The 22632-nt window shown below is 62.5% G+C and carries 26 protein-coding genes; 3 read left to right on the top strand and 23 right to left on the bottom strand.

The window, feature by feature from the left end; all coding sequences use genetic code 11:
* Window positions 1–153 precede the first annotated feature (153 nt).
* Complete coding sequence (locus CUR21_RS17425) at window positions 154–771, top strand: Hint domain-containing protein (RefSeq protein ID WP_100198344.1); 618 nt, start codon at window positions 154–156, stop codon at window positions 769–771.
* Here CUR21_RS17425 and CUR21_RS17420 read toward each other — a convergent pair.
* The 8 genes from CUR21_RS17420 to CUR21_RS17385 form a co-directional block, all read right to left on the bottom strand.
* Window positions 768–2954: a 3-hydroxyacyl-CoA dehydrogenase NAD-binding domain-containing protein gene (locus CUR21_RS17420; RefSeq protein WP_100198343.1), complete on the bottom strand. Its 2187-nt coding sequence runs from the start codon at window positions 2952–2954 to the stop codon at window positions 768–770. The genes CUR21_RS17425 and CUR21_RS17420 overlap by 4 nt on opposite strands.
* On the bottom strand, window positions 2951–3400 hold the full coding sequence (locus tag CUR21_RS17415) for a hypothetical protein (protein WP_100198342.1): 450 nt from the start codon (window positions 3398–3400) through the stop codon (window positions 2951–2953). Before CUR21_RS17415 ends, CUR21_RS17420 begins: the two co-directional genes overlap by 4 nt.
* Before the next feature lie 3 nt (window positions 3401–3403).
* On the bottom strand, window positions 3404–4615 hold the full coding sequence (locus tag CUR21_RS17410) for an acetyl-CoA C-acetyltransferase (RefSeq protein ID WP_100198341.1): 1212 nt from the start codon (window positions 4613–4615) through the stop codon (window positions 3404–3406).
* A 12-nt stretch (window positions 4616–4627) separates the two neighbouring features.
* A complete protein-coding gene (locus tag CUR21_RS17405) occupies window positions 4628–5263 on the bottom strand; it encodes a glutathione S-transferase family protein (RefSeq protein ID WP_100198340.1) in 636 nt (211 codons plus the stop codon).
* Window positions 5264–5368: 105 nt separating this feature from the next.
* Window positions 5369–5581 (bottom strand): hypothetical protein, encoded by a 213-nt coding sequence (locus CUR21_RS17400; protein WP_100198339.1) that lies wholly within the window; start codon window positions 5579–5581, stop codon window positions 5369–5371.
* A gap of 65 nt (window positions 5582–5646) precedes the next feature.
* Window positions 5647–7422, bottom strand: a complete 1776-nt coding sequence (locus tag CUR21_RS17395) for an acyl-CoA dehydrogenase C-terminal domain-containing protein (protein ID WP_100198338.1) — start codon at window positions 7420–7422, stop codon at window positions 5647–5649.
* A 30-nt stretch (window positions 7423–7452) separates the two neighbouring features.
* Window positions 7453–7845: a MerR family DNA-binding transcriptional regulator gene (locus CUR21_RS17390; RefSeq protein ID WP_100198438.1), complete on the bottom strand. Its 393-nt coding sequence runs from the start codon at window positions 7843–7845 to the stop codon at window positions 7453–7455.
* 126 nt (window positions 7846–7971) lie between these two features.
* Window positions 7972–8352 (bottom strand): MerR family DNA-binding transcriptional regulator, encoded by a 381-nt coding sequence (locus CUR21_RS17385; protein ID WP_100198337.1) that lies wholly within the window; start codon window positions 8350–8352, stop codon window positions 7972–7974.
* Between the two features lie 116 nt (window positions 8353–8468).
* Here CUR21_RS17385 and CUR21_RS17380 point away from each other — a divergent pair, with 116 nt between their 5' ends.
* Window positions 8469–8903, top strand: a complete 435-nt coding sequence (locus CUR21_RS17380; protein ID WP_100198336.1) for a PaaI family thioesterase — start codon at window positions 8469–8471, stop codon at window positions 8901–8903.
* A complete protein-coding gene (locus CUR21_RS17375; protein ID WP_100198335.1) occupies window positions 8900–9415 on the top strand; it encodes a PaaI family thioesterase in 516 nt (171 codons plus the stop codon). The genes CUR21_RS17380 and CUR21_RS17375 overlap by 4 nt, the downstream gene beginning before the upstream one ends.
* A gap of 15 nt (window positions 9416–9430) precedes the next feature.
* Here CUR21_RS17375 and CUR21_RS17370 read toward each other — a convergent pair whose 3' ends face one another.
* From CUR21_RS17370 to CUR21_RS17300, 15 genes are all read right to left on the bottom strand, one after another.
* Window positions 9431–10189 (bottom strand): TIGR02186 family protein, encoded by a 759-nt coding sequence (locus CUR21_RS17370; protein ID WP_100198334.1) that lies wholly within the window; start codon window positions 10187–10189, stop codon window positions 9431–9433.
* Window positions 10186–11106, bottom strand: coding sequence for a sulfite exporter TauE/SafE family protein (locus tag CUR21_RS17365; protein WP_100198333.1), 921 nt, complete (start codon window positions 11104–11106; stop codon window positions 10186–10188). The genes CUR21_RS17370 and CUR21_RS17365 overlap by 4 nt, the downstream gene beginning before the upstream one ends.
* A 79-nt stretch (window positions 11107–11185) precedes the next feature.
* A complete protein-coding gene (locus tag CUR21_RS17360; protein WP_100198332.1) occupies window positions 11186–11989 on the bottom strand; it encodes a purine-nucleoside phosphorylase in 804 nt (267 codons plus the stop codon).
* Between the two features lie 169 nt (window positions 11990–12158).
* Window positions 12159–13127, bottom strand: a complete 969-nt coding sequence (locus tag CUR21_RS17355) for an ABC transporter permease (RefSeq protein ID WP_100198331.1) — start codon at window positions 13125–13127, stop codon at window positions 12159–12161.
* Window positions 13127–14230 (bottom strand): ABC transporter permease, encoded by a 1104-nt coding sequence (locus CUR21_RS17350; RefSeq protein ID WP_100198330.1) that lies wholly within the window; start codon window positions 14228–14230, stop codon window positions 13127–13129. The genes CUR21_RS17355 and CUR21_RS17350 overlap by 1 nt, the downstream gene beginning before the upstream one ends.
* Window positions 14230–15825: an ABC transporter ATP-binding protein gene (locus CUR21_RS17345; protein ID WP_100198329.1), complete on the bottom strand. Its 1596-nt coding sequence runs from the start codon at window positions 15823–15825 to the stop codon at window positions 14230–14232. Before CUR21_RS17345 ends, CUR21_RS17350 begins: the two co-directional genes overlap by 1 nt.
* Entirely contained in the window at window positions 15825–16829 is a 1005-nt protein-coding gene (locus tag CUR21_RS17340; protein WP_100198328.1) for a BMP family protein, read from the bottom strand. The genes CUR21_RS17345 and CUR21_RS17340 overlap by 1 nt, the downstream gene beginning before the upstream one ends.
* Before the next feature lie 191 nt (window positions 16830–17020).
* Window positions 17021–17434 (bottom strand): GNAT family N-acetyltransferase, encoded by a 414-nt coding sequence (locus tag CUR21_RS17335; protein WP_100198327.1) that lies wholly within the window; start codon window positions 17432–17434, stop codon window positions 17021–17023.
* Window positions 17427–18056, bottom strand: a complete 630-nt coding sequence (tsaB, locus tag CUR21_RS17330) for a tRNA (adenosine(37)-N6)-threonylcarbamoyltransferase complex dimerization subunit type 1 TsaB (protein WP_198431741.1) — start codon at window positions 18054–18056, stop codon at window positions 17427–17429. The genes CUR21_RS17335 and tsaB overlap by 8 nt, the downstream gene beginning before the upstream one ends.
* Window positions 18046–18609, bottom strand: a complete 564-nt coding sequence (locus CUR21_RS17325) for a NifU family protein (protein ID WP_100198326.1) — start codon at window positions 18607–18609, stop codon at window positions 18046–18048. The genes tsaB and CUR21_RS17325 overlap by 11 nt, the downstream gene beginning before the upstream one ends.
* Window positions 18610–18676: 67 nt before the next feature.
* Window positions 18677–18892, bottom strand: a complete 216-nt coding sequence (locus CUR21_RS17320) for a hypothetical protein (protein ID WP_100198325.1) — start codon at window positions 18890–18892, stop codon at window positions 18677–18679.
* Between the two features lie 102 nt (window positions 18893–18994).
* On the bottom strand, window positions 18995–19450 hold the full coding sequence (locus CUR21_RS17315; RefSeq protein WP_100198324.1) for a universal stress protein: 456 nt from the start codon (window positions 19448–19450) through the stop codon (window positions 18995–18997).
* 67 nt (window positions 19451–19517) lie between these two features.
* Complete coding sequence (locus CUR21_RS17310) at window positions 19518–20774, bottom strand: Hsp70 family protein (protein ID WP_100198323.1); 1257 nt, start codon at window positions 20772–20774, stop codon at window positions 19518–19520.
* 70 nt (window positions 20775–20844) lie between these two features.
* Window positions 20845–21327: a VOC family protein gene (locus CUR21_RS17305; protein ID WP_100198322.1), complete on the bottom strand. Its 483-nt coding sequence runs from the start codon at window positions 21325–21327 to the stop codon at window positions 20845–20847.
* A 220-nt stretch (window positions 21328–21547) separates the two neighbouring features.
* Window positions 21548–22600, bottom strand: a complete 1053-nt coding sequence (locus CUR21_RS17300; protein ID WP_100198321.1) for a hypothetical protein — start codon at window positions 22598–22600, stop codon at window positions 21548–21550.
* Between the last annotated feature and the right edge of the window lie 32 nt (window positions 22601–22632).

The following is a 22632-nucleotide window of genomic DNA, read 5'->3' as shown; positions in this document are numbered from 1 at the left end:
CCGATCCGGTTCTGGCTGGGCGCGGATTGCTCTGTTCCCAACAATCTGCCTCGGTTTTGCCGAGGCCCCGCCTTGGAAGGGTCTTGCCCGCGCCGCAGGTCTGAAGACACTTGTGGCGGGGTCAGAAAACGGAGTGCGGATGGGGTATAGAAGATGATCTGGTCACCGCCCGAGAGGGCAGGGGAGGGCCCCATCCTTGTTGCCGAAGGAATCGTCGCCACCACGCCGATTGCCACACCCGATGGCTGGTGTTGTGCAGGCGATCTGAGCGTTGGCATGCAGGTGGTCACCTTCGATGGCGGCATCCAGAGGTTGATCCATGCGCTGAAGCTGCCACTGGAGTCAGCCCCGCCAGACTTTTGGCCGCTGCGCGTGCCATGCGGTGCATTGGACAATCGCGCAGAGGTGATGCTCTTGCCCGATCAGAAACTGTTGATCGAGGCGGATTGTGCCGAAGACCTGTTTGGCGATCCCTTCGCGCTCATTCCCGCGCGGGCGCTGGAGGGGTGGCGCGGCATAGAGCGGTTTCGGCCGCCGCCGCATCTGGTCACGGTGCAGTTGCAGTTTGCGCGACACCAATTGGTCTATGCCAGCCGGGGCCTCCTGCTGTCCTGTCCGGGGGATGCGCTGTCAGAGGATATGGCGGCACCGCAGGATTACAGTGCCTGTAGTTTGACGCAGGCGCGGCATCTGGTCTTTTGTTTGATGGCAGAAGAAGCGGGCGCTGCCCTGCGCAAGGCAGAGCAGCGCCGGTCCGGCTTCCCGGCTTAGGCGGCTTTGCGGGCCGATGCGCCGTAGAAGGTTGTGCCTTCACGGGCCATCTCACGCAGCAGGTCGGTTGTCGCAAAACGGGTGCCTTCGCGTGCTGTAAGCGCGTCGCAGATTTCGACCGCGCGCGCCGCCCCGATGATGTCCAGCCAGCCGAAGGGGCCGCCCGACCATGGCGCGAAACCCCAGCCAAGGATGGCGCCGACATCGCCTTCGCGGATATCGGTGAGGACACCATCTTCCAAAGCGCGCACCGCTTCCAGCACCTGTGCCATCAGCAGCCGATGCTGGACATGCGTCAGGTCGGGTTGCGTGTCGGCGACCGGATACTGCTCGGCCAAACCTGCCCACAGGCCTTCCCGCTTGCCTGCCGCATCATAGGTGTAAAACCCGGCATTTGCCTTTTTGCCCATGCGGCCTTGATCGGCCATCCAGAACAGCACGTCATCCACCGCGCCATCAGGATAGGCGTCGCCCATCGCCAGTTTGGTCGCCTTGGCGATCTTGACGCCCAGATCGATCGAGGTTTCATCCACCAGTTGCAGCGGCCCCAAAGGCATTCCGACCAGCTTGGCGGCATTCTCGACCAGCGCAGGTTCCACGCCTTCGGCCACCATCCGGATGCCTTCGTTGATGTAGGGAATGATGCAGCGGTTCGCGTAGAAGAACCGCGCGTCATTGACCACGATGGGCGTCTTGCGGATTTGGCGCACGTAATCCAGCGCCTTGGCCACCGCCACATCCCCGGTTTCCTTGCCGCGGATGATTTCCACAAGCATCATCTTGTCGACGGGCGAGAAGAAGTGGATGCCGATGAACTGCGCAGGCCGCTGGCTGGCTTTGGCGAGTTCCGAAATCGGCAGGGTCGAGGTGTTGGAGGCAAAGATGCAATCCGCACCGACCACAGCCTCGACCTTGGCGGTCACCTCGGCCTTGACTTTCATATCCTCGAACACGGCTTCGACGATCAGATCGCAGCCTGACAGAGCGGCATAATCGGTCGTCGCCGTGATCCGGCCCAGCACTTCGGCCTTCTTTTCGGCCGTCACCTTGCGGCGGGAAATCCCCTTGTCCAGAATGCCTTCAGAATAAGCCTTGCCACGATCGGCAGCCTCTTGGGCCGCATCGATCAGCACCACCTCGATCCCCGCATTGGCCGAGACATAGGCGATGCCTGCGCCCATCATGCCTGCGCCCAGAATGCCCACTTTCTTGACGGTCTGGTCTGGCGCCTGCGGTCGGTTCGCGCCTTTCTCCAAGGCTTCCTTGTTGATGAACAGACTGCGGATCATCGCACTGGAGGACGGGTTCATCAGCACGGACGTAAAGTTGCGCGCCTCGATCTTCAGCGCGGTGTCGAAGGGCACCAAGGCGCCTTCGTAGACCGCGCTCAACAGCGCCTTGGCCGCCGGGTAAACCCCCATCGTCTTGCCATGCACCATGGCGGACGCACCGACAAAGGTCATGAACCCTGCGGGATGATAGGGCGTGCCGCCCGGCATCTTGTAGCCTTTGGCATCCCAAGGCTTGACCAGATCGGCTTCCTTGGCTGCAAGCACCCACGCCTTGGCGCGGTCCAGCAGTTCTTCGGGGGCCACGACCTCATCGATCAGCCCGCCTGCCTTGGCGCCCTTGGGGTCCGACAGTTTTCCTTCCAGCAGATAGGGAGCCGCCATCATCGCGCCCATCTTGCGCACAAGCCGCGTGGTGCCGCCCGCGCCGGGGAAGATCCCGACCATGATTTCCGGCAGACCGATCTTGGCCTTGGGGTTGTCGGCTGCGATGATGCGATGGCACGACAGCGGCACTTCCAGCCCGATGCCAAGCGCGGTGCCGGGCAGGGCGGCCACGATCGGCTTGCCGCCTTTCAGCGTCTTGGGGTCCATGCCTGCACGTTCGATCTTGCGCAGAATGGCGTGCATCTCCATCACGCCGTTGAAAATCCCCTCGGCCCCGCCTTCGTCGCGCATCTTGGCGATCACGTTCAGGTCCATCCCCCCGGCAAAATCCTTCTTGCCGCTGGTGATGATGATGCCCTTCACCCCGCTATCGGCAAGGGCGGCATCGATGTGACTGTTCAGTTCCGCAAAGCCCGCGAGGGACATCACGTTCATCGACTTTCCCGGCACATCCCAGGTGATGGTGGCGACGCCATCGGCGTCAATCTTCATGGTGAAATCGGTCATTCTTCCGGTCCTTTAGATGGGGCGGTCATGCCAGAGCTGGAGATCAGGAACGGCCAGCGAGAATTGGCGAGAGCGTTGGTGATCGAGGCCGCACGCCAGCGGCCTTCGACAAGGCGGAGTGTGATCTGGGACTGAAACGGGTCGAGCACGCGCATTCCGCCAGAAATCAGATGGGTGACGTAGCGGCCGGTCATCAGCTCCGGGTCAAGAAACTGAGAGATTTCGACAAGCCGGATGTAATCCGTCACCCGACGGGTCTGCAGCATCGCGCGAAAGGCCTCAAAACCTTCGCGCAACGCCGCTTCCGTGGTGATTGTCAGGTTTGCGCTGTGGGTCACCAGATGAAAGGGCAATGCCACCCCGGCCTGATAGGATGCAAAATCGCCCGCCATGACGGCCTTGGCAATCTCATCAAGATAGGTTTGCAGGATGGTGCCCGACTGCATGGATCAGATCCGCTCGATGATCGTGGCGGCACCCATGCCAGAGGCGATACACAGCGTGGCAAGACCAACCCCTTTGCCCGACCGCTCCAGTTCATCCAGCAAGGTGCCGATGATGATGGCCCCGGTGGCGCCCAAGGGGTGGCCCATGGCGATTGAGCCGCCATTCACGTTCACCCGGTCCGAGTCGACGTTGAACGCCTGCATGAACCGCAGGACCACACTGGCAAAGGCTTCATTCACCTCGAAGAGGTCGATGTCGCTGATGCTCATGCCGCTGTCCTTCAGGATCTTCTCGGTCACCGGGACCGGGCCGGTCAGCATGATGGTGGGGTCGGTGCCAATTTTGGCCGTCGCCCGGATGCGCGCGCGCGGCTTCAGCCCATGGGCTTCGCCGAATTCCTTCGAGCCGATCAGCACCGCCGCCGCACCATCGACGATCCCCGACGAGTTTCCGGCGTGGTGAATGTGGTTGATCCGCTCCAGATGCGGGTATTTCATCAAGGCGATCTTGTCGAAGCCCGGCATCACCTCGCCCATGTCCTTGAACGCGGGTTTCAAGGATCCAAGGGCCTGCATGTCGGTGCCGGGGCGCATGTATTCGTCATGGCTCAGGATCGGCAGGCCGTTCTGATCCCGGATGGTGACGACCGATTTTTCAAACCGGTTGTCCTTCCACGCCGCAGCGGCGCGGCGCTGCGACTCCATCGCCAAAGCGTCTGCCATGTCACGGGTAAAGCCGTATTCCGTGGCGATGATATCGGCCGAGATGCCCTGCGGCACAAAATATGTTTTCATCGCGAGCGAAGGATCAACCGCAATCGCGGCGCCATCACTGCCCATGGCCACGCGGCCCATCATCTCGACGCCGCCCGCGATATAGGCTTGGCCCGCACCCGCCTTGACCTGATTGGCGGCAAGGTTCACCGCTTCCATCCCGCTTGCGCAGAAACGGTTGATGGCCAGCCCCGGAATGGATTCATCCAGATCAGACAACAAAACGGCCGAGCGTGCGAGGCAGCCCCCTTGCTCGCCCACTTGGGTCACGTTGCCCCAAATCACATCCTCGACGGCATGACCGTTCAACCCGTTGCGCTCTTTCACCGCATTCAGGATCTTTGCCGACAGGGCGACCGAGCTCAGCTCGTGCAGGCTGCCATCGGGGCGGCCTTTGCCACGCGGGCTGCGAACGGCGTCATAGATATAAGCGTCTTGCATGGTGTCCTCTCCTTATGCCCGGTCCGAAGGATTGCCGGGCATCAATTCATAGGGGTGTTTCCAGCCCGGCAGAGCGCTGATGCGATCCAGCCAAGCGTCGATATGCGGCCAGTCCTTGCGGTCAAAGCCAAAGGGTTCGGGGTAATAAAGATAGCCGCAGCAGGACAGGTCGGCGATGGTCGGACCATCCCCAACCATCCAGTCGCGCACGGCCAGATGATCATTGAGCACATCATAGGCCGCCTTCAGGCGACCTTGCAGGAAAGGAACCACACCCGGTGGCCGCTTGGCCTCGGGCAGAAAGTTCATCAAAAATCGGACGGTGCCGATCTGGGTGGAAAGCTTGTGATTGTCCCAGAAAAGCCAGCGAAGGATTTCCGCTGTCTCGGCTGCGGACTTCCCGCCCAATTGGCCGCTGCGCGCCGTGATGTGAAGCAAGATGGTCCCCGATTGCGTCAGGGTCTGGGTGCCGTCGACCAGCACAGGCACTTCGCCCATCGGGTTGATCGCGCGAAACGCGGCAGTGCGCGTTTCGCCGTTGAAAAAATCGACGAAACGCGGGTGCCATGGCTGCCCTGTCAAGCTCAGCGCCAAAGCGCATTTATAGGCATTTCCGCTTTCGCCAAAGCAGTAAAGCTCAGCCGTCATCGCCCCGTCCTCCCGCGTTGCGCCCGGCGGATGCGCCGGGAAAGTTTTCCCTCCGGTTCGCCGGAGGGCATTGGGGAACAGAAGAAGGCCGCTGGGTCCTCTGCGTCAGCGCTTGCGGTCTTCAAGTTCCGAGTTGAACAGCCGTAACCTGTGGCCAAGGTTTTCGCTGTGGGTGACGCTGTCGAAATGTTCAAACAGGAACGACAGCGCCTCGCCTTCGTCCAGCCCAGCCTCGGCGGCAAAACGTTTGAGCCTTCGATACCCGTCCTCGGTCATGGCGACAGGGAAGCGGCGAGTCAGGCGAAAGCGTTTTGGCATCGGGGGTCTCCGGCTTGGATCGGCGCAGATCTTTCGCAGAAAGCTCTGCGCCGCAGGTGCCCAGCTTAGAACGCCTCGGCGGGCAAGGCCATCACCGTCTCTGCGCCGCTTTCAATCCGCGCAAGGTGCATGCTGCAGGCCGGCAATTGCCGCGCCATGTAAAAACGCCCGGTGGCAATCTTGGCTTCCAGATAGTCGCGGTCGCCGTCCCCGGCGTCCAAGGCCTCATAGGCGGCCTTCGCCATCCGGGTCCACATCAGGCCCAAGCAGACATGGCCCATCAGGTGCATGAAGTCGTAGCTTCCCGAGAGCGCCGCATTGGGGTTCTTCATGCCGTTTTGCATGAAGAACATGCCTGCCTGCTGCAACTGTTTGGACGCCACTTTCAAGGCTTCGGTGAAGCCTTTCATGCGCTCGTCTCCGTCATGCGCCTTGCACTCGGCCTTCACCATTTCGAAGAAGGCCATCACATGCTTGCCGCCATCCTGTGCCAGCTTGCGCCCCACCAAATCCAGCGCCTGCACGCCATTCGCACCTTCATAGATCATGGCGATCCGTGCATCGCGTGCGAATTGCGACATGCCCCATTCTTCAATGTAACCGTGCCCACCAAACACTTGCTGAGCCTGCACGGCCATGTCGAAACCCTTGTCGGTCTGGAAGCCCTTGATGACCGGGATCATCAGGCTGACCAACCCTTCGGCGGCGGCATCCTTCTGGCGGACCGAACGGTCAATCAGATGCGCGGCCCAGAAGGTCAGCGCGCGTGCGCCTTCGACAAAGCTTTTTTGTTCCATCAGGTTGCGGCGGATGTCGGGATGCACGATCAGCGGATCGGCTGGCCCATTCGGGTTCTTCGCCCCCGTCACGTCGCGGCCTTGCAAACGGTCCTTGGCATAGGCCAGAGCGTTTTCATAGGCGGCGGCGGCCTGTGCATAGCCTTGCAGCCCCACCCCCAGACGCGCTTCGTTCATCATGGTGAACATCGCCCGCATGCCCTTATGCAGGTCGCCCAGCAGCCAGCCAGTGGCGCCGTCATAGTTCATCACGCAGGTGGCATTGCCATGAATGCCCATCTTTTCTTCGATCTTGCCGCACGACAAGCTGTTGCGTGCGCCCAAGGAGCCGTCTTCATTCACAAGAAACTTCGGCACGATAAAGAGCGAGATGCCTTTGGTGCCCTCGCCGCCACCGGGGGCCTTGGCAAGCACCAGATGGATGATGTTTTCCGCCAGATCATGCTCGCCAGCCGAAATAAAGATCTTTTGGCCGGTGATCAGATAGCTGCCGTCCTCCTGAGGCTCGGCCTTGGTGCGCATCAGACCCAGATCCGTGCCGCAATGCGGTTCAGTCAGGTTCATGGTGCCGGTCCAGTCACAGGACACCATCTTGGGCAGATACTTCGCCTTCTGATCGGCCGTGCCATGGGTATGGATCGCGGAATAGGCCCCATGCGTCAGGCCCTGATACATGTTGAACGCCATATTCGCCGAAACGAAGATTTCACCCACGGCAGACCCCATGAGATAGGGAAGGCCTTGACCGCCGTAATCGGGATCGCAGTCCAGCGCGGTCCAGCCGCCGTCTTTCATGGCCTTGAAAGCTGCGTCAAACCCCTTGGGGGTGCGCACGACGCCATTTTCCAGAACGCAGCCTTCACGGTCGCCCACCGCGTTCAGCGGCGCAAGCACATCTGTCGCCACCTTTCCCGCCTCTTCAAGCACAGCGGCGGTAAAGCCTTCGTCCAATTCGGCATAGCCGGGTGTGTCCGCTGTCGTGACCTTCAGGACCTTGTGCAGCAGGAATTGCATGTCCTTAACGGGGGCGGTGTAGGTCGGCATCTTGGCTCTCTCCCTTGGTCGGTGTCTGGTTCATTCCGCCGCGCGGCGCAGGCCAGCGATCATCGCTTCGCCTGCGTCAAGTTCGGCTTTCAATTCGGTGATGGCCTCGTCAAGCTCGGCCCGCTGCGCTTCCATTTGCGCCAGACGTTGACGCGCCAGATCATAGGTGCGCAGCGTTTGCGCATGATTAGACCCATCCCGGTCATACAGGTCCAGGATCTGGCGAATGTCCTCTAGGCTGAAGCCAAACCGCTTGCCCCGCAGGATCAGCTTCAGACGCGCCCGGTCGCTGCGGGTGAACAGGCGACGGGTGCCATCGCGCTGCGGGAACAGCAGTTCCTTCGCCTCATAGAACCGCAGGGTGCGCGGCGTGACATCAAAGGCGTCACACATCTGGCGAATGGTCATCAGGTCATTTGTCATCGTCATGCACTTTCGGACACACACGTTCTGACAGGCAGATGTGTGCTTTCTTCAGAGCATACTAGAGTGCTTGACGTTAACGTAAATGTAACGTCACGTCAGAGAACCGGGTGACGTGATGTCAGGTCAGTCCAACTTGTCCAATGTCTCCACCGTGGTCGCCCGCAGCGCGCGCAGGTCTTCGATGGTGGCATCCAACTCGGCTTTTTGGCGTTCCAGCGCCTCCAACTGGCGGTCGGCAAGACCAAGAAAGGTCTCATACTGCGGACGGCTGCCCTGCTGGCGATACATCAAAAGCCATTGCCGGATTTCTTCCAGACTAAAGCCGAAACGCCGCCCCCGCAGGATCAAGGTCATGCGCGCCAGTTCACGCGGACCGTAAAACCGTGCACGCCCTTCCTTTTCCGGTGAAAGGAGTTCGATGTATTCGTAATAGCGGAGCGTGCGCGGCGTGACGTCGAACCGCGCGCACATTTCCTTAAAGCTGAGGCGGCTGGTATCGGTCATTCTGATCCTCCGTCCTTCAAGAGTAAGCGCGCTTCACCTTGGGTGCAACGTCTGCGGATGCATTTCCCGACTTGCGGCGGCGCGGGAAGCGGCGATTATGTCGCCAAGGAGCCATCATGACCGACATCATCCGCATCGCCCGCCAATTCATCGAGGCCATCCCTCATGCCCGTGCACTCGGCATGGCCTTTGAAAGCCTCGGAGATGGCAAGGCTGTGATTTCCATGCCTTATGATCCGCGCTTTGTGGGTGATCCCGCGACGGGTGTTATTCATGGCGGTGCTGTGTCCGCACTGATGGACACCGCATCGGGGGCCGCCGTCATGTGCCACCCGACCGGGCCCACCTCGACGGCGACCCTCGATTTGCGGATCGACTACTTCCGTGCGGCAACGCCGGGGCAGGCCATCACCGCCAGGGCCGAATGCTATCATGTGACCCGTTCCGTGGCCTTTGTCCGGGTCACGGCCACCGATGAGGATGCGGCACGGCCCGTGGCCGCAGCGACCGGTGCCTTCACGCTCGACCGGCCACGCAAGGAGACCGCATGAACCCGTCTCGCCCAGAACCCGTTCAGGTGGTCAAGCACCGCCGAGATGCCGCGCTGCGCGGCCTGCTGTCTGGCGTGCCCTACATCGCCTATCTGGGCATCCAGTTCGACCGGCGCGGCGATGAGTTGACGGCGATCCTGCCCTTTGACGAAAAGCTGATCGGCAACCCCGCTTTGCCTGCGCTGCATGGCGGCGTCACCGCTGCATTTCTGGAAGTGGCGGCCATCATCGAACTTGCCTGGGGCAGCATGTGGGACGAGATGGAAGCGGGCCGGGTCGATCCGGTCGCGGATATGGGGAAGGTGCGCCTTCCCAAGACCATCGACTTCACAGTCGACTATCTGCGCTCTGGCCTCCCGCGTGATGCCTATGCGCGGGCCCGCATCAATCGGTCGGGGCGGCGCTATGCCTCGGTGCATGTCGAGGCGTGGCAGGACAACCGATCCCGGCTTTTTGCGCAAGGCACCGGGCACTTCCTGATGCCCCCAGCCTTGGGCGCATCCGGAGAGTGAACAGATCTCTCTGCCTTAGCGCTTGAACAATCTAAAGCCGGCCGAGGCTGCATAGCCTGCCACCACTGCGATCAGCAGCGACAAAAAACCATAGATCAGCGGCTGGTCGCGCGAAAGGTTGAACAGAAAGCGTTCCAACCCTTCCTTGCGCACATTGATTTGCCGTTCGATGCGGTCCACCACCTGCCCGTCGCGGGTGAGGAAGATCCGCACCCGGTAAAGCCCTTCGGTGAGGTTCGCAGGCAGCACCACATCCGATCGGAACAGCGTGGCTTGCGTGAACTGCACCGAGCGTTCGCTCAGCCGGTATTTGTCCTCGCTCTCGCGCACGCGGATCAGCGCTTCCAGAAACTCCGGCGCATTTCCGGCCTGCTGTGAAATGCCCACCGCGCGAATGGCGCGTGGAATGGTGATCTGATGCCGCAGGTTCTCTGTTTCGGACAAAATGTCTTTCAGATGCCCGGTGGTCGCGATGGCGTAGAATGAGGGCGCGCTGGCGATCTGCACCGACTCTCGGTTGATCCAGATGCCCGCGGTCCGGTCTTTCTTGCGCACGGTGATCGGTGCCGAAGGTCCTTCGACCGTGATGATCACATGCAGCTGGCCTTCGGGTGCCGGAGCCGTGCGCCGCACCGCGCCGTAGATCAGGATCTCTGACCCTTCGAAATCTGCGGTGATGGACACCCGGTTCTGGCTCAGCCCCGCGACAATATCCTCGGTTGCGGCAGCGGCGGGCAGGCACGCCAAGCACCAGAAAAGCAGCACGCGGATCATGGCAGCAATCCCGGTGTGATGGTGTAAAGCTCGGAAGGGCGCAGCAGCAGATCCAGCGCGATCTTGAAGGCCACGCCAAGCACCAGAAGCGACAGCAAGATGCGCAATTGCTCGGCCTTCAACTTGCCGCTCACCTGCGCGCCCACCTGCGCCCCGATCACGCCGCCCAAAATCAGCAACACCGCCAGCATCATATCCACCGTGTTGGCGGTGACAGCGTGCATCACGGTGGTAAAGGCGGTGACGAAAATGATCTGGAACAGCGAGGTGCCAATCACCACCTTGGTGGGCATGCCCAGAAAATAGATCATTGCGGGCACCATGATGAAGCCGCCGCCCACCCCCATGATCGCCGCCAGAAAGCCGACCAGTGCCCCCACTGCCAAAGGCGGCAAGACGGAGATGTAAAGCCCTGAAGCCCGGAACTTCATCTTGAAGGGCAGTCCATGCACCCAGTTATGCGTATGAGACCGCCGGATCGGCGCCCCCACCTTGCGCGTCCGCCGCAGCGCATTGAGCGATTCCCAGAACATGGTCAAGCCGATCAGGCCGAGGAACAGCACGTAAGACAGTTGCACGAACAGATCGACTTGGCCCGCCGCCGTCAACCGGGCGAAGACCCAGACCCCGCTTGCCGAGCCGACCATCCCCCCCGCCAGCAGCACAAAGCCCATGGGGAAATCCACCGCCTTGCGCTTGAGCTGCGCCAGAACGCCGGACACCGAAGACGCCACCACTTGGTTCGCCCCGGTGGCGACCGCGATGGCGGGCGGGATACCGATGAAAAAGAGCAAGGGCGTGATCAGAAATCCGCCTCCCACACCGAACAGGCCGGACAGAAAGCCCACAACTCCGCCGATCCCCAGAAGAAGGAAAAGATTGACCGAGATATCGGCGATGGGGAGAAAGATCTGCATGTCGGGCCCCGGAAGGCGAAAGGGCGGTCAGACCAAAGGCTTGCGCGTCTTTGGCCTCGGTGTCAAATCCCGAACGCCCTCATCGGAGCGTGGCCAGGAAATGCCGCAGGATGCGTTCCAGTTTTGCCGCACCCAAGGGCGCCATGGCCTTGGTGTGCTCATGGCTGATCTTTTCATCTGACATGCCTGCCGCCATATTGGTGATGGTGGAAATCGCCGCACAGCGCAGGCCGAAAAAACGCGCCAGAATGATCTCGGGCACCGTCGACATTCCCACCGCATCGGCGCCCAGCATCTTCAGCATGCGGATCTCGGCCGGGGTTTCGAACGAGGGGCCGGAATACCAGGCATAGACGCCATCCTTGATGTCGATCCCCACGGCCTGCGCGCTGGCACGGAGCGCCGCGCGCAAGTCGGGGTTATGCGCATCGGTCATCGGAACGAAGCGCGCATCCGTCGGCTCTCCGATCAGAGGGTTGAGCCCGCTGTAATTGATGTGATCGGACAGCAGCATCAGATCTCCCGGAGGCACATCAGGCCGCATCGAGCCCGCCGCATTCGTCAGGATCAGATCGGTGGCGCCCAGTCGTTTGAGAACGTCGAGCGCGCGCCGCATGGCCGCCGGATTGCCCTTTTCATAGTAATGTTCCCGCGCCCCGAAAACGGCCACCCGCACGCCTTCGAGCGTGCCGATATGCAGGTGTGGATTGTGTCCTGAGACAGCCGCATGGGGAAAGCCGGGCAGATCGGCGTAAGGAATGGCGACCCCATCCACCGCCTGCGCCAGATGGCCGAGGCCTGAGCCCAAGATCAGGCCAAGCCTGACAGGTGCCGTGCCTGCGCGGTCATGAATCGCTTTGAGGGCGTCGGACGTGAGGCTCATTCTTCTTTCCTTTGTCTTGCGGCACCGCCGGGGGCGCTTCGCCCCCCGGACCCCCAGAGGATATTTGGACCAGGTAAAGGGCACATGGAAGCGTTCTTCCTCTGTATCGAAATATCCCACAGGGGGCGGGGGCGTGAAGCCCCCGTCTGCGGGGCGTCGGGGGCTGCGATCAGCGTTCTTTCACATAGGGTTGGCCGCCGGCGCGGGGCGGGATGGCCTTGCCGACGAAGCCTGCCAGCACCAGCACGGTCAGAATATAGGGCAGGGCATCCAGAAGAGGCACCGGCACCTTCACCTGCACCACGGCCTGCACCACGTCGGGGCGCAAGGCGAGTGCCTGAAAGAAGCCGAACAGCAGACAGGCCCACATGGCCGCCACCGGGCGCCACTTGGCAAAGATCAGTGCGGCGAGCGCGATATAACCCCGGCCCGCCGTCATCTCGCGGCCAAACCCTGCTTGCAGCGCCGTCGCCATATAGGCGCCTGCCAAGCCGCAGAGGACGCCAGTGATCGCCACGGCTGCAAAGCGCAGCCCGATCACCGACACGCCTGCGGTGTCGACGGCTGCGGGGTTTTCACCCACAGCGCGCAAGCGCAGACCAAAGCGCGTGCGAAACAAGACCCACCATGTCAGAGGCACGATCAGGAAGGCGATGTAGACCAGAACAGAATGGCCCGAGATCACCTCAAAATACAGCGGTCCGATGAGCGGCACCTCGCGCAGCGCCTCGGCCCCCGGCAGGGTGACCGGGTTGAACCGTGCCTCCCCGGTGAGCGGCGGCGTGCGCCCGCCTTGGCGGAACAGCGCCTGCGCGATCAGCACGGTCAGCCCTGAGGCCAGAAAGTTCAGAGCGACCCCCGAGATCAGCTGATTCCCCCGGAAGGTGATCGCGGCAATGCCATGCAGCAGGGCGAAGAGCATCGAGGCCCCGATCCCGGCCAGCAAGCCGGCCCAGGCCGAGCCCGTCAAGGCCGCGACTGCCCCTGCCGACATCGCGGCCGAAAGCATCTTGCCTTCCAGTCCGATGTCAAAGATGCCCGCACGTTCAGAGTAAAGCCCGGCAAGACAGGCCAGCAAAAGCGGCGTGGCCAAGCGCACGGTGGTGTCAAGCACCTGAAGAAGTGTTGCGTAATCCATCAGCCTGCCCTCACCGCCTTGGCCGATCGGAACAGGCCAAACACACGCTCCAAGAGCATACGCACCATCATGTCAAGCGCGCCGGTGAACAGGATCACAAGCCCCTGCACCACGATGCGCATCTCGATCGGAATGCTGGTCCAAAGGCCAAGCTCGGCACCGCCCTGATAGAGAAAGCCGAAGAGGAGCGCCGCAAGCACCACACCAAACGGATGGTTCCGCCCCATCAGCGCGACGGCGATCCCGATGAAGCCAGCGCCTTCAGACGAGTTCTGCAAGAGACGCTCGGCCTCGCCCATGACGTTGTTGATGCTCATCATGCCGGCCAGCCCGCCCGAGATCAGCATGGCGATGATCGTGATGCGCACGGGGTTGATCCCGGCGTATTTCGCTGCCGCCTCGGATTTGCCGAAGGCGCGGATCTGATAGCCCAGCCGGGTGCGCCACAACAGCGCCCAGACCACCACCGCCATCGCCAGAGCGATCAGCAGGGTCACATTGGCCGGGACAGGGCGCTGAAAGATCAGGTTGAAGCCGGGGATGTCGTTCAAGGCGGGCAGTTGTGCGCCTACGGGGAAACGCGCCGAGGCCGGGTCCATCTGGCCGGTCGGGCGCAGCACATCCACCAGAACAAAGACGAGCAAGGCCGCCGCGATGTAGTTGAACATGATCGTGGTGATCACGATATGGCTGCCGCGCTTGGCCTGAAGATAGGCCGGAATCGCCGCCCACGCCGCGCCAAACAGCGCGGCTCCGCATGTTGCCGCAAGCAAAGCGACCGTCCAATGTGGCCAAGGCAACGACAGGCACACCAATGCGACGCCCAGCCCGCCCAGTTGGGCTTGGCCTTCGCCGCCAATGTTGAACAATCCCGCGTGAAAGGCCACCGTGACCGCGAGCCCGGTAAAGATGAAGCTGGTCGCGTAATAAAGGGTGTACCCCCAGCCATAGGGCGAACCCAATGCACCGTCGACCATCACCTTGAGCGCTTCGGTCGGGCTTTGACCGATGGCCAGCAAGACCAGTGCAGAGATGATCGCGGCAAACAGCAGGCTCACCAGCGGCACCAGCGTCAGGTCGGCCCATCTTGGCAAACGGTCCATCAATGGGCCTCTTTCTTCATCGCACCGGCGTTTTCGCCTGTCATCCCTGCCATCAGCAAGCCCAGTTCGCGTTCATCTGTGCGCGCCGGATCGCGCATGCCCATGATCTGACCATCAAACATCACCGCGATCCGGTCGGACAGCGACATGATCTCATCCAGTTCCACACTCACCAGCAGGATCGCCTTGCCGGCATCGCGCAGCGCGACAAGCTGCTTGTGAATGAATTCGATGGCCCCAATGTCCACGCCCCGGGTCGGCTGGCCGATCAGCAAAAGGTCTGGGTTCTGCTCGACCTCGCGCGCGACCACAATCTTCTGCTGGTTGCCGCCCGAGAAGTTCTTGGCCTCCAGCGTCGGGATCGGCGGGCGCACATCATAGGTGGCCATCTTGCGCTCGGTATCCGCACGCAGCGCGGCATTGTCCATGAAGAGGGCCGACTTCTGATACTTCGGGTCGTTGTGATAGCCAAAGGCCACGTTTTCCCAAGCCGCGAAGTCAAGGATAAGACCGTGATGGTGGCGGTCTTCGGGCACATGGGCCACGCCCGCCTCCCGCCGACTCTGACCATCTGCGCCCGGTCCGGCCAAGGGCAGTGGCGCCCCGTTCAGCAAGGCCACGCCGCTGGCCTTGACCATGCCGCCCAAGGCCGCCAGCAACTCTGACTGACCATTGCCAGCCACGCCCGCGATGCCCAAGATTTCACCCGCGCGGATTTCAAGGCTGACGCCGCGCAGACGTTCTACCCCGTCTTCGTCTCGCACCCGCAGATTTTCGACGGAAAGCACCACCTTGCCCGGAACGGGCGGGGTCTTTTGCACCTCCAGCAGGACCTTACGGCCCACCATCAGTTCGGCCAGCTGTTCTGGGCTGGTCTCGCTTGTCTTTACCGTGGCCACCATGGTGCCGCGTCGCATGACGCTCACGTTGTCGGTGGCCTCCATGATCTCGCGCAGTTTGTGGGTGATCAGGATGATCGTCTTGCCCTGATCGCGCAGCCCGCGCAGGATGCGAAAAAGATGGTCAGCCTCATCCGGCGTCAGAACGCCGGTCGGCTCGTCCAGAATAAGGATGTCGGCCTGACGATACAGGGCCTTGAGGATTTCCACCCTCTGCTGATGCCCGACCGACAGATCTTCGATCAGGGCATCCGGGTCGACGTTCAGCCCGTATTCCTGCGCAAGGGATTTGAGAACCTGCCGCGCCTTGCCCAGCGAGGTGTTCAGCAGGGCGCCTTCCTCGGCGCCGAGCACGATGTTCTCAAGCACGGTAAAATTCTGCACCAGTTTGAAGTGCTGGAACACCATCCCGATACCGGCGCGGATGGCGCTTTGGCTGTCGGGAATCGGCGTGGGATGGCCGCCGACAAGGATCTGCCCCGAGTCAGCTTTGTAAAACCCGTAAAGGATCGACATCAGCGTCGATTTCCCGGCGCCGTTCTCTCCGATGATGCCGTGGATCGTGCCCTTGGGCACCGCGATGTTGATGTCTTTGTTTGCCTGCACCGGGCCAAAGGCTTTGGAAATGCCTCTCAGTTCGATGGCAAAGGGGGCGGCAGTTTCCTGCCGCCCCAAGGTGTCAGCCAAAGCGGCCATCAGAACGTCGCTGCCGGGCAGGTGTCGTCGGTGCGGTAGTCGTGCACAACCAGTTCACCCGACTTGATCTTTTCGGCGGCGGCGTCAACGGTCGCCTGCATTTCTGCGGTCACCAGCTCGGCGTTGTTTTCGTCCATCGCATAGCCTACGCCATCCGACGCAAGGTTCAGCGCCTGAGGGGTGGTGTCAAGCTCGGCACCTGCTTTCATCGAATTGTAGACGGCCACGTCCACGCGCTTGAGCATAGAGGTCAGGACCGATCCGGGGTGCAGGTGGTTCTGGTTGCTGTCTACGCCGATCGACAGGATGCCCTCATCCGCGGCGGCTTGCAGAACGCCCAGACCGGTGCCGCCCGCTGCCGCAAAGATCACGTCCGAGCCTTGCGATTTCTGTGCCTTGGCCAGTTCCGACCCCTTTACCGGGTCATTCCAAGCCGCAGGCGTGGTGCCAGTCATGTTCGAGATGAAGGTGATGTCCGGATTCACCGCTTTGGCGCCTTGTGCGTAGCCGCAAGCGAAGTTGCGGATCAGCGGAATGTCCATGCCGCCGACAAAGCTGACGGTGCCGGTCTTGCTGGCCAAGGCGGCCATCATGCCGACCAGATACGACCCTTCATGCTCGGCAAAGCCGATGCTCAGCACATTCGGATGCTCGGCCGGGTCGACAAAACCGTCGATGGTGACGAATTTGGTGTCGGGGAAGTCTTTCGAGACGGTGGCAATCGGGTCGGACATCCCGAAACCGGTGGTGACGATCGGGTTCGACCCGGCCTCGGCCAAGCGACGCAGGGCCTGCTCACGCTGGGCCTCGTTCTGCATCTCGATTTCCTTGTAGGTGCCGCCCGTTTCCTGCGCCCAGCGTTCGGCACCGGTGTAGGCAGCTTCGTTGAAGGATTTGTCGAATTTGCCGCCCAGATCGTAGATCAGCGCCGGTTCCGCACTGGCCGCGCCAGCGGTCAGGGCCAGCGCGCCCGCTGCGCCCAAAAGCTGCTTCATCATGGTCATGGAAAGTCTCCCGGTTGTCATTGCGACGATTACGCTTTTTCTAGCCCAAGACGCGCCGCTTCGCCGCGCCCGGATCATTGCCAATTTAGGTCAGGGTCGCGTGAAAGGGTCAAGAGCCATTTGAAATCCCCTCCGCGACTTTTGATCTTCCGATCAAAACCAAGGCGGTTCGCGGCGCCTGTGACCTTGCGTCACAAGGCGCAGGAGAGAACAAGCGCATCGACCTGCCGACCATCCGGTCCTGTGTAATAGCCGCTTCTGTGGCCAACAATCACGAATCCCTCTGCCTGATACAGCCCAAGCGCGCCGCTGTTATCGGCGGCCACTTCCAAAAACGCCTCTGTGGCGGCGCGTCTGCGAGATTCGGTCATAAACTGCCGCACCAGCCGGGTGCCAATGCCCTGCCGACGGGACGAGGGCAAAACGGCGACGGTCAGCAATTCGGCTTCCCCCGCCACGGCCCGTCCGATCAGAAACCCGCCGGGTTCGGCATGGAGGAAAACATGCGGGCTTTGCAATAAGGCGCTGATTTCCAAGGTCGACCATGGCCGGGGCAGGGTAAAGCTGCTTTGGTGGATCGCCGCCAAGTCTGCCGCGTCAGTCATCAAGAATCACCGGCGGTGGATCGCTTGGTGGAGCCGCATCCGCGCCGCGCAGGTAAAACGGGGCAGGGCGCGGCTGGGGGCTGTTCAAACGCTGTGCCGCCAGCCGTGCGGTCGCCTCGACCAGTGGCATCGCCGCAGGCAGCACCGGGCCTTGCAGACCCGCCGCCGCCGAGCCTGTCACCGGTCCGGCAACCTTCAGCTCTGCCAACGCAACCAACCGCGCCGGATCGGCACCTTCGGCGCGGAAAGATTGGACATAGGCTTCGTCGCGCCGCGCATCCTCGACCACGGTGACAGGATGCGGCAGGCCATGCGCCAAGGCCTCCAACCGTGTCACCCCAATGGCGGGGATGCCCAAAGACAACGCCAATCCGCGTGCCGCAGCGACAGAGATGCGCACCCCTGTGAAATTTCCCGGCCCCGTGCCCACGCCGATCCCCGACAGATCGCCCCAGTGAAGCCCCGCCTCGGCAAGAAGCGCGTCCAGCAGCGGCAAAAGCCGCTCGGCCTGCCCCTTGGCCATCTCCTCTTGCCGGATCAGGCAAGATCCATCGGGCAAAAGCAAAGCGGCGGCGCAATGCGCCGCCGATGTGTCAAAGGCCAAAACGATGTCAGGCGGCAACCGGGCGCACCTCGGTGACCTCGGGGATGTAATGGCGCAGCAGGTTTTCGATCCCCATCTTCAGGGTCAGCGTCGAAGACGGGCAGCCCGCGCAGGCGCCTTGCATATGCAGGTAGACCACGCCGCGCTCAAAGCCGTGGAACGTGATATCGCCGCCATCCTGCGCCACTGCGGGCCGGACCCGGGTATCAAGCAATTCCTTGATCTGGCGCACAATATCGCCATCTTCACCGGTGTGCTCGGCATGGCCGCCAGCGGCCTTTGCTTCGCCTTCCATCACTGGGGCACCAGATTGGTAATGCTCCATGATGGCGCCCAGAATGGCTGGCTTGATGTGTTGCCAATCGGTGTCATCCGCCTTGGTCACAGTCACGAAGTCCGCGCCGAAGAAGACGCCTGTCACGCCGCCGGCTGCAAAGATGCGACGCGCCAGCGGCGACTTGCTCGCCGCTTCGGCATTCGGGAAATCAGCGGTGCCCAAGTCCAGCACGGTCTGGCCGGGCAGGAACTTCAGCGTTGCGGGATTCGGGGTCGACTCGGTCTGGATGAACATGGCTATCTCCGACAGTTCTGCTCGGATATGGGCCTTTGCCGAGAACAAGTCAACCTTGGGGCCCGGGTCAAGAGGCTCCGGCCGAGGCCTCATCGGACCCGAAATAGGCATACATCGCCTCAAGCGGGGTCAGCGCGCGCACAGGTTTTGCGGGCAGCTCCGATGTCAGCGAGGTGCAATAGTCAAGCGTTCCTGTCTCGGCCCGCGCCAAGGCGCGCGCGTTGCGCATCGCGGGCGTCGGGGTGTCAAGAAAGCTGTGCGGTTTGGGAAGGGCGGTCATCATCTGTGCCTTTTCAGTCTGCTCCGCCCTGACCGAGAACTAGTCACTGCGCAAAGGCCGGAAAAGGCTCACCTTCGCATCCCCGTTCTGCACCCCGCGCAAGGCTCAGGTGATCTTTTCCAACCGTTCCTTGGACATTTCGCCCGGAACAATGGTGATTGGAATGGGCAAGTTCCCGGCATTCTTCGACATCTGTGTGACCAGCGGCCCCGGCCCGGATTTGTCGCTGCCTGCGCCCAGCACCAGAACGCCGATCTGTGGCTCTTCGTTCACCAGCTTCAAGATTTCTGTGACCGGATCGCCTTCGCGGATGACCAGATCCGGGTTCACCCCCTGCTTGTCCCGCATCCATTTGGCAAACACCTCGAAATGCGCCTCGATCCTCTCGCGGGCTTCGGCCCGCATCAGATCTGCCACCCCCATCCAGTGCTGATACTCCTCGGGCGGGATGACCGAGAGGATGGTCACCCCGGCCCCCGTATGTGACGCCCGCAACGCGGCAAAGCGCATGGCGTTGAGGCATTCCCGACTGTCGTCCAGCACGACAAGAAACTTCCGCATCTGTGATCTCCCCAAGAGCGGGCATCATGGCGGATGGCCGGGGGGGCTGGCAAGCCTTCCCTGCGCGTCAGGCAAATCGCCGGGCGGCATCAAGGGCGAGCCCGGTGCCGACGCTGCCAAACATGTCTCCCGTGGCGATCGGGGTGCCGGGCAGGCAGCGGGTCACTGCCTCGCGCAGCACCGGCAGGCTGGCAGAGCCCCCGGTCATGAAGACTGTCCCGATCTCGTGAGGGGTCACGCCCGCCCGCCGCAGCACCTCTGCGAGCCCGCCGGTCAGCCGCAGGACAGACTGGGCGACGGTTTCCTCAAAGCCTGTGCGCGACAATGTTCTGTCCCGCCCGCCCGTCAACCGGGCAAGCGCGATCTGAGTGGTCTGGCGATCCGACAGATCGATCTTGGCCGCCTCTGCCGCCATCGCAAGCGCGTGGCCCTGCCGGTTTTCCAGCACCGACAGCATCCGCTCCAACAGTTCTGGCTGCATCGCACGCTGGCGCAGCTCCTTGATCTCGCGCGCCACCCCCGGCGCATACATGGCGTTGATGCGGTGCCAGCTTGCCAGATCAAGGTAATAATGCTGCGGCATCGCGGCCTTGCCGCCATGCACCAGACTGCCAAGCCCCAGATCGGGCATGATGTGGTCTAGGCTGAGCATCCGGTCCAGATCGGTGCCTCCCAGTCGCAACCCATGGTTGGCAAGAATATCTCCGGCCCTGTCGGCCCGCTGCGCGGCGCCCGGTGACACGCGGATCACCGAAAAATCGGTGGTGCCGCCGCCGATGTCGACGATGAGCACCAATTCCTCTGCGCTGACCCGGCTTTCATAATCCAGCGCCGCCGCGATGGGTTCATACTGAAATCCGATCTGGCGGAAGCCCTGTTCGCGCGCGATTGTCTCCAGCACATCCTGCGCCGCCTTGTCGCCTTCGGGGTCATCGTCCACGAAATGCACCGGACGGCCCAGCACCACATGGTCGGTGTCCGGCTGCTCTGCCTCCAGCTTGGTGCGCAGATGCGCAAAGAAGCGACCGATGATCTGCGTGAAGGCAATCGCCCGGTTGCCGACCTTGGTCTTTTCATGAATGAGATCCGACCCCAGCGCAGATTTCAGACCGCGCATCAGCCGCCCGTCATCGCCTTCGATATAGGCCGCCATCGCCGCGCGTCCGAACTGAGGCGGCGCGCCTTCGGCATCCCAGAACACTGCCGAGGGTAGGGTGACATGAGCGCCCTCCAGCGCAATCAGCCGCGCGCCGCTGTCGGCGGGAATTGAGACGGTGGAGTTTGAGGTGCCGAAATCCACCCCGCAAACGCGTGCCTGTGCCATGATGCCCCCTGATCGCAAGCGGGCGGAGGTAAGCGCTTTGCTCCTTTCTGTAAACCCCTGCCGGGTGCGGTCAGTCGGCTTCGGACAACAGGGCCGCGAGGTCAAAGCGCCTGTTCACCATCGCCAGCGTGCCCTGCGCATCGCGCGGCCAGTCGCTCTCGGGGCGGTCTACGTAAAGCTCGACCCCATTGTTGTCGGGATCGCGCAGGTAGATCGCCTCGCTCACCCCATGGTCGGCCGCGCCGTCAATCGGCCAGCCTGCTGTGACCAGCCGCTTGAACACTTGCGCCAGCGCCTTGCGGTCGGGGAACAGAAAGGCGGTGTGATACAGCCCGGTGTGCCCGGGCGGCGGCGGTGTGCCCCCGGCGCTCTCCCATGTGTTCAGCCCGATGTGATGATGATAGCCGCCTGCCGCCAGAAAGGCCGCCTGTGGCCCATAGCGCTGTGTCACGCCAAACCCCAGCAAGCCAGAGTAAAACCCAATGGCACGGTCCAGATCCGCCACCTTCAGATGGACATGGCCGACGCGGGTTCCGGGGTGAATACTGGTCATGGTGCCCTCCCTTGGGCTGAAAGTCTTTCAGCAGCAGGATAGCCGGGCTTTTGCCACCGACCAAGCCTCCAAGAATGCACAACTCGTGTGAAAAAGGCCCCCGTGTCGCCAAGGCGATCCGGGGGCAAAAGGCGGGACGCCACGGGGCAGGGGACGCCCCGATCAGCAGCAGAGAGGGGACAGACCCGCCGTCTGTTGTCTTAGCGCGGATTGGCGTCAGTCATGTGACACGGGCCTGCAGCCAGCGCAGCATTGCGCTTTGCACCGCTCCGGCCAGCATCAGCGCCAAAGACAACAGCGCCCCCACCATCCCCACAATCAGTGCAACCGCCTCATCGCCATAGCGCAAGGTGGCGCGCAAAAGCCGCGATTTTCCCAAGACTTCCGCACGTGAGACCGTCTTTGGCCCCAAAGCCTCGGCGGCGTGTGCCAGCCGCCGCGCGTCGGAAGCATCATCCACCAAGGGCAGCAGATGCAGCGCAGGCACCGGCCCGGTGGCATCGGCGACCCGACCAAGATCGGCCACCGTGTCGATCATCGGGCGCAAGGCATCGGTGCGCAGCAGGGCAGCCGCATCATCGGCACTGCGCACCATCGGCAAATCCGCCCAGCGGATGCCATCGGTCACCGCGGCCCCCATCCGCGCTGCGAGCGCGGGCGAAAGCCGCCCCATCCCGCGCGCCAGCCGGATCGTTGCCGTGCCGGCCTTCACGGTGGCCGAGGTGCCGCCCGTCGCCACAAAGGCCGCCGTCGCCCCCAGCCCCAGCACCGACAGGCCCAGATCCAGCTGATCAATCGGGTTGCCAAACGTGTAATCCGCCCCCGCCTTGACCACGCCGCGCAGATCCTCGACCGGGGTCAACAGGATCGGTGCCTTGCAGATCAAGGCGGTGGACAGGGAGCAGGTGCCGATGTCCCAGATACAGGCCAGACAGTTCCCCGACAGCGCCATCAGGCCGGACTCGTCGTCCCAAGCCTGTGCATAGGCGGCGGGCAGCGGATGCCCCTGCGCCTCGACCACCTCGGCCAGTGCCTGCAAGGCCACCCAGTTGCGCGGCACCTCGGCCAGCCGCGCCTCGATCAGGGTGTTCAGCCGCTCTGGCGTCGCCGCGCGCGCCATCATGCGATCAGTCACCGCCTCGATCTCGGCAGCACTGCGGGTGATCACGGGCTGAAGGGCCGGGGATGCGCTTATCTCCGCCGCCGACCGCAGCGTCAGCCCGACCGAGCCAACAAACAGCAAGAACAAGACAAGACGCGCCAGACGTTTCATCGCGTTACCCTGCCAGAGTGGGTGGTCCGGGC

It is taken from the genome of Pseudorhodobacter sp. MZDSW-24AT (assembly GCF_002794355.1).
In the GTDB taxonomy this organism is placed as follows: domain Bacteria; phylum Pseudomonadota; class Alphaproteobacteria; order Rhodobacterales; family Rhodobacteraceae; genus Pseudotabrizicola.
This window is presented reverse-complemented; position numbering and strand designations above follow the sequence as displayed.

Bases quoted from the DNA above. Each gene is read 5' to 3' on its own strand.
- CUR21_RS17410 (WP_100198341.1), bottom strand. From the start codon at position 4,615: ATGCAAGACGCTTATATCTATGACGCCGTTCGCAGCCCGCGTGGCAAA.
- CUR21_RS17355 (WP_100198331.1), bottom strand. From the start codon at position 13,127: ATGGATTACGCAACACTTCTTCAGGTGCTTGACACCACCGTGCGCTTG.
- CUR21_RS17310 (WP_100198323.1), bottom strand. From the start codon at position 20,774: ATGGCACAGGCACGCGTTTGCGGGGTGGATTTCGGCACCTCAAACTCC.
- CUR21_RS17320 (WP_100198325.1), bottom strand. From the start codon at position 18,892: ATGATGACCGCCCTTCCCAAACCGCACAGCTTTCTTGACACCCCGACG.
- CUR21_RS17350 (WP_100198330.1), bottom strand. From the start codon at position 14,230: ATGGACCGTTTGCCAAGATGGGCCGACCTGACGCTGGTGCCGCTGGTG.
- CUR21_RS17420 (WP_100198343.1), bottom strand. From the start codon at position 2,954: ATGACCGATTTCACCATGAAGATTGACGCCGATGGCGTCGCCACCATC.
- CUR21_RS17300 (WP_100198321.1), bottom strand. From the start codon at position 22,600: ATGAAACGTCTGGCGCGTCTTGTCTTGTTCTTGCTGTTTGTTGGCTCG.
- CUR21_RS17360 (WP_100198332.1), bottom strand. From the start codon at position 11,989: ATGAGCCTCACGTCCGACGCCCTCAAAGCGATTCATGACCGCGCAGGC.
- CUR21_RS17415 (WP_100198342.1), bottom strand. From the start codon at position 3,400: ATGCAGTCGGGCACCATCCTGCAAACCTATCTTGATGAGATTGCCAAG.
- CUR21_RS17345 (WP_100198329.1), bottom strand. From the start codon at position 15,825: ATGGCCGCTTTGGCTGACACCTTGGGGCGGCAGGAAACTGCCGCCCCC.
- CUR21_RS17425 (WP_100198344.1), top strand. From the start codon at position 154: ATGATCTGGTCACCGCCCGAGAGGGCAGGGGAGGGCCCCATCCTTGTT.
- CUR21_RS17305 (WP_100198322.1), bottom strand. From the start codon at position 21,327: ATGACCAGTATTCACCCCGGAACCCGCGTCGGCCATGTCCATCTGAAG.
- CUR21_RS17380 (WP_100198336.1), top strand. From the start codon at position 8,469: ATGACCGACATCATCCGCATCGCCCGCCAATTCATCGAGGCCATCCCT.
- CUR21_RS17400 (WP_100198339.1), bottom strand. From the start codon at position 5,581: ATGCCAAAACGCTTTCGCCTGACTCGCCGCTTCCCTGTCGCCATGACC.
- CUR21_RS17390 (WP_100198438.1), bottom strand. From the start codon at position 7,845: ATGACAAATGACCTGATGACCATTCGCCAGATGTGTGACGCCTTTGAT.
- CUR21_RS17375 (WP_100198335.1), top strand. From the start codon at position 8,900: ATGAACCCGTCTCGCCCAGAACCCGTTCAGGTGGTCAAGCACCGCCGA.
- CUR21_RS17340 (WP_100198328.1), bottom strand. From the start codon at position 16,829: ATGACCATGATGAAGCAGCTTTTGGGCGCAGCGGGCGCGCTGGCCCTG.
- CUR21_RS17395 (WP_100198338.1), bottom strand. From the start codon at position 7,422: ATGCCGACCTACACCGCCCCCGTTAAGGACATGCAATTCCTGCTGCAC.
- CUR21_RS17315 (WP_100198324.1), bottom strand. From the start codon at position 19,450: ATGCGGAAGTTTCTTGTCGTGCTGGACGACAGTCGGGAATGCCTCAAC.
- CUR21_RS17370 (WP_100198334.1), bottom strand. From the start codon at position 10,189: ATGATCCGCGTGCTGCTTTTCTGGTGCTTGGCGTGCCTGCCCGCCGCT.
- CUR21_RS17405 (WP_100198340.1), bottom strand. From the start codon at position 5,263: ATGACGGCTGAGCTTTACTGCTTTGGCGAAAGCGGAAATGCCTATAAA.
- CUR21_RS17335 (WP_100198327.1), bottom strand. From the start codon at position 17,434: ATGACTGACGCGGCAGACTTGGCGGCGATCCACCAAAGCAGCTTTACC.
- CUR21_RS17325 (WP_100198326.1), bottom strand. From the start codon at position 18,609: ATGTTCATCCAGACCGAGTCGACCCCGAATCCCGCAACGCTGAAGTTC.
- CUR21_RS17365 (WP_100198333.1), bottom strand. From the start codon at position 11,106: ATGCAGATCTTTCTCCCCATCGCCGATATCTCGGTCAATCTTTTCCTT.
- CUR21_RS17385 (WP_100198337.1), bottom strand. From the start codon at position 8,352: ATGACCGATACCAGCCGCCTCAGCTTTAAGGAAATGTGCGCGCGGTTC.